The sequence below is a fragment of the Falsigemmobacter intermedius genome, assembly GCF_004054105.1.
Taxonomy (GTDB): Bacteria; Pseudomonadota; Alphaproteobacteria; order Rhodobacterales; family Rhodobacteraceae; genus Wagnerdoeblera; species Wagnerdoeblera intermedia.
Genome location: NZ_SBLC01000127.1, coordinates 1 through 1689 on the forward strand (window position 1 = coordinate 1; position 1689 = coordinate 1689).

The window sequence follows — 1689 nt, forward strand, 5'->3', positions numbered from 1 at the left end:
CATCTCGCCGAGTTCGGGTTTGTCACCGGAAAGGGGCGAGAAAACGTGAACAAGCTGCGGACCGTTCTGGAGCCGGGCACAGGGTCGGGCGATCTTCCTGCTGTGGTCCGCGAAATGGCGCAGCTTTGCTTCGACCAGATTGACGGCCTGTCGCAGCGGATCACCGAGCTTGATACGCAGATTGCGGTGGCCAGCAGACGTTCGTCGTTCTCTGCACGACTACAGCAGATGCCCGGTATTGGCCCCGTCACCGCGATGGCGATAGCGGCTTTCGCGCCACCGATGGACGGTTTCCGTCAGGGACGGGATTTCTCGGCCTGGCTGGGCCTCGTCCCGCGACAGCATTCCAGCGGCGGGAAGCAGAGACTTGGACGCACGAGTAAGTCGGGTCAGCGCGATATCCGGCGCTTGCTGATCATTGGCGCGATGGCCGTGATCTCTGGCACCAGAACTCGGCCCCCTGCGGAAAGCTCTTGGTTGGGTCGGATCCTGGCACGCAAGCCACGGATGCTGGCCGCCATCGCACTCGCAAACAAAATGGCCAGAATGCTGTGGGCCATGATCACAAAGAATGAAGAGTTTCGAGGGGGACCGCTGATGGCGAACTGACGAGGTCAGCAGCACCGTCTCGAAAATGCGGGAGAAGCTGAAGCTTGTATGAAAACGATCGGACAGATCGGGGTTGGGGAAACCAGTGTTACATGGAGAGCTTGGAGCTCGTTTTGATGTTTTGACCACAACCCGCGGATCCCATACCGGCCAAGGAGCATAGCGTTCCGACAAAAGGCCTGACACATGGACGCATTCGACCGTATGATGCCAGCCGAGGCGACAGCCCGCTAAAACCGGGGCTACCCACACATGATGTAACCGCCCCCGTAGCCGCACCCTAGCTACCGTCGCGACAAACTTGCGGCGTTAAGCGGTTGAGAGTGAACTTCATGAGCTCTATAAGATCACTACGCGCCGTTAGCTCAGCAGGATCAGAGCGGTCCCCTCCTAAGGGACAGGTCACAGGTTCGACTCCTGTACGGCGCGCCATTTCAGTACAGAACTCTGAACGCCGAACGCCGCCGTTTCTACGCTTGAAGCGGCGACCAGTGTTCGCAGTAGCTCTGACTTCGATCCCATTATGCGAACCTCGTCGTCAGCAACCTCGACGCGCTGCGCCAGAGCGCGCAGGTGGTCGCGGTGATAGCCGCCACTGTCGAGTCGTATCCGTTCACGAGCCTTGCAGGCGAATGCCTTGAGCATGTCAGGGGTGACACCCTGATCGCCTGAACTGTTTAGCGCGAGTTGCGTGCGCTCGGCATCGGCTACGGCTTGATCCCGTAATGCCTTGAGGCTTGCCATGCGTTCTTTAGCCAATGCCATTCTGAGCTTTGCCCAGGAGCGTCAGATCGACTGGCACTACATTGCGCCAGGCAAGCCGACCCAGAACGCCTTCATTGAAAGCTTCAATGGTCGCCTGCGCGACGAATTCCTGAACGAGACCCTCTTCCCATCGCTGGCATGGGCCCGAGCGGCTCTGGCTGCCTGGCGGCAGGATTACAACAATGAACGCCCTCATTCGCGGCTTGGCTGGAGAACGCCCGTCGAGTTTGCCAAAACCTTCACCCCGCAACAGTAAGCGGGCAGCCGACCCCATGGGTTACGGGCTTTCGTGAGATAGTTATGCTTCCTGCATCC

General features: G+C 59.2%; 2 protein-coding genes, 1 tRNA gene and 1 pseudogene. 3 read left to right on the top strand and 1 reads right to left on the bottom strand.

Going from position 1 to position 1689, the window contains the following annotated elements; genetic code table 11:
* Both EP867_RS19500 and EP867_RS19505 read left to right on the top strand, forming a co-directional pair.
* Positions 1-609: IS110 family RNA-guided transposase (locus tag EP867_RS19500; RefSeq protein ID WP_128491081.1), on the top strand; the 609-nt coding region annotated here is incomplete at its 5' end.
* Between the two features lie 354 nt (positions 610-963).
* Positions 964-1041, top strand: a tRNA-Arg gene (locus EP867_RS19505).
* Here the strand turns inward: EP867_RS19505 and EP867_RS19510 are convergent.
* Positions 1012-1353, bottom strand: coding sequence for a hypothetical protein (locus tag EP867_RS19510; protein WP_128491082.1), 342 nt, complete (start codon positions 1351-1353; stop codon positions 1012-1014). The genes EP867_RS19505 and EP867_RS19510 overlap by 30 nt on opposite strands.
* A 10-nt stretch (positions 1354-1363) precedes the next feature.
* Between EP867_RS19510 and EP867_RS19515 the strand changes: the two are divergent.
* Positions 1364-1630: pseudogene (locus tag EP867_RS19515) on the top strand (integrase core domain-containing protein); the annotation flags it as partial.
* Positions 1631-1689: the final 59 nt, after the last annotated feature.

Bases quoted from the DNA above. Each gene is read 5' to 3' on its own strand.
- EP867_RS19510 (WP_128491082.1), bottom strand. From the start codon at position 1,353: ATGGCAAGCCTCAAGGCATTACGGGATCAAGCCGTAGCCGATGCCGAG.